This window comes from Enterorhabdus sp. P55 (assembly GCF_009911695.1).
GTDB lineage: Bacteria > Actinomycetota > Coriobacteriia > Coriobacteriales > Eggerthellaceae > Enterorhabdus.
On sequence record NZ_QWKK01000183.1, the window covers coordinates 1 to 2706 of the forward strand.

Genomic DNA, 2706 nt, shown 5'->3' on the forward strand with positions numbered 1-2706 from the left:
CGGCGACAGCCTCCGGGGCCAGCCGCGCGGCGCCGCGCCGGCGGGCTCGTCGTCAGAGCCGTCCCCCCACGCGCCCGCCGGCTGCCCCGACGGCCTCGACAGGGCGGCTGCCTACCTGCGCCGCCATCTGGGGGACGCCGTGCGGCTGGAGGACCTGGCCGCCCGCGCCGGGATGTCGCGCTACCAGCTCGTGCGCGCGTGGCGCCGCCGCTTCGGGCTGACCCCCATGCAGGCCCTCGCCTCGCAGCGCGTCGAGCACGCCCGCGCGCTGCTCGCCGCCGGCGCCACGCCAGCCGAGGCCGCCCAGGCCTGCGGCTTCAGCGACCAGGCGCACCTCACCCGCGCCTTCCGCGACCGCCTGGGCCTCACGCCGGCCGCCTACCGCCGCGCCGTCCGGGAGGAGGGGGCGGCGGGTTCCTCGGCGCCCGAGGAGCCGGCGGGGAACGAGGCTGCAACGGGCGCGTCCCTCGGCAGCGAACCGGCATGCCGCCCGCCGCACGCGCCGCGGGAGGACGCCCGATGAAGGCGCACCTGCTGGCGCTCGCCACCATCCTCGTCTGGGGGACCACCTTCGTCTCGACCAAGGTGCTCCTGGCCGACCTGGCGCCCCAGTGGATCCTGCTCATCCGCTTCGCCCTGGGCCTGGCCGCCCTCTGCGCGCTGCGTCCGCGCATGCTGTCCGTGGCCAGCCGCCGGGACGAGGGGCTGTTCGCCCTAGCCGGCCTCACGGGCGTGGCCGCCTACTACCTGCTGGAGAACATGGCGCTCACCTTCGCCAGCGCCACCGCCGTGGGCGTCATCGTGACCACATCTCCGCTGATCACCGCGCTCATCGCAGCCGCTCGCGGACAGCGCGAGACGCTCTCGCCGCGCTTCCTGGCAGGGTTCGCCCTGGCCATGGCGGGCGTCCTGCTCGTGAGCCTGGCGGGTTCGGCGAGCGAGGGCGCGGTGGCCGGGGCCGAGGCCGGTGCGGGGGCGGCAGACGCCAGGCCCGTCACCTCCTTCGCCGATGCGCCCGGCGCGCTCTGGACGCGCAGCACCACGGCACCGGGCGCCGCGGCGGCAGCGCTCGACGCAGGGGCGCTCGTCGGCTGCGCGCTGGCGCTGGCGGCGGCCGCGGTGTGGGCGGCGTACTCCCTGCTCGTGGCGCGCCTGGCCGCCGGCGGCTACGAGACCATCGCCGCCACCAAGCGCACCTTCGCCTGGGGCCTGCTGCTCATGACGCCGGCGGTGCTCCTAGGCGGCAACGCGCCCCAGCCCGCGTCGCTCGTGGAGCCCGTGAACGCGGCGAACCTGCTCTTCCTGGGTCTCATCGCCTCCGCTGCCTGCTTCGTCACCTGGGGATACGCCGTCAAGCACCTGGGCGCGGTGGTCACGAGCACCTATATCTACCTGGTGCCGGCCGTTACCGCCGCCTGCGCCGCCGCCGTTCTCGGCGAGCCCCTCTCGCCGGCCGTGCTGGCCGGAATGGCGCTCACCGTCGCCGGGCTGCTGCTCTCCCGCGACCGCCGAAGCCGACCGCCGCACGGAAAATACCGAGAAAGTGGCCAAAAATGACGACCTGACGACAGAATCGGCTTCTAATAAGGTCCCTTCCTCATAGTTGCGGGCTCCTGCTGCCGAGAGAGCCTTTCGTGACCAGGGCTTTCTTCAAGCGCTTCGCTCCCCTCGTTCCCACCGTCGTCGTCAGGTCGTCATTTTTGGCCACTTTGGCTCCCGGTTTCGCACGCCTGCGACGCGAGGCCGTCGCGGCGGCCCTTCGGCCGACCGCCACGCCCCGCGGATGAGCAGCCCGCGCAACCGGCAGATCGGCGACGACTCCGCGGGATGCGTCGGCGCTCGGCCCGTGGGCAGGGGCGGCGCGGCCGCAAGGCACGCGCAGGCGACGGCGAGCGCGGCATCAGCCTGCAGCGCGGCCGAGCACCGAGGTCGCAGAGGGGAAGACGCCGAACGCGGGGCCGGCCAGAGATGACGCGCCCGTGATCATCAGGTCGAGCGCGTTGATGCGCACGAGGCGCCGCTCGGGCACCCGCTGCGGCACGAGACGCCGAGAGAGCCGGAGCGGGGAAGGCCTGCGCAGACGAGCGCGGCCAGAAGCGCGATGAGGCCGGCGAGCATCTGGCGCCCTGCCGCGACCTCGGGGTTGTCGCCCGCGTTCCCGGGATCCCGCCGCATCCGACGCACGTCCTTCGAAGCACGCGACTACGGCGCGGGATTCTCGTTCCTCGCGCGCCTATCCGAGCCGACGGACACGCCGCGACTCCACGTGAAGGCTGGCGACGCCCACCTTCGCTGGCCGCGGGGCCCTTCAGCCCTCCCCGCCCTCGCAGAGGCGCTCAGCAGGGAAACCCCGAAGAGGAGGAAAGCGGCCTGCTTGACGCCCGCGGCGCCGAGCACGCGCCCCTACACCGGCACAGCTTTTCCGAGGCCTTCTACTTGAAAGCCGAGGCGCTCGTCCGCGCCCGCGCTTGAAGCGGCCGACCGCGAGGGCGCGTTGTTTCACGTGAAACATCCGTTACCGCGAAAGACGGCGCGCCAGGACGGCCGGCGCCGCGGATGCCATGCGCCGGCCGGCCATCGTGCGCGTCACGCGCCAAAACACGCAGCCAGCGGGGGCTGCGCCCTCCTGAACCGCGCCCGGGCGCCGCGCCCGCTACGGCCTTCGCCGCTCGCCGCGCCCGCCGTTCGGGCCCCGCGTCCACCGCC

The 2706-nt window shown here is 74.3% G+C and carries 3 protein-coding genes; 2 read left to right on the forward strand and 1 reads right to left on the reverse strand.

The genetic code is table 11. The annotated features are described in order from the left end of the window. Together D1643_RS10545 and D1643_RS10550 are read left to right on the forward strand one after the other, a co-directional pair. Nucleotides 1–523: helix-turn-helix domain-containing protein (locus D1643_RS10545; RefSeq protein WP_160710570.1), on the forward strand; the 523-nt coding region annotated here is incomplete at its 5' end. Beyond that, nucleotides 520–1557, forward strand: coding sequence for a DMT family transporter (locus D1643_RS10550; RefSeq protein ID WP_236643564.1), 1038 nt, complete (start codon nt 520–522; stop codon nt 1555–1557). The genes D1643_RS10545 and D1643_RS10550, both read left to right, overlap by 4 nt. Nucleotides 1558–1900: 343 nt before the next feature. Here D1643_RS10550 and D1643_RS10555 read toward each other — a convergent pair whose 3' ends face one another. After that, nucleotides 1901–2041 carry a hypothetical protein gene (locus D1643_RS10555; protein WP_160710572.1) on the reverse strand — a complete coding sequence of 47 codons (141 nt, stop codon included), beginning with the start codon at nt 2039–2041 and terminating at the stop codon, nt 1901–1903. Nucleotides 2042–2706 lie beyond the last annotated feature (665 nt).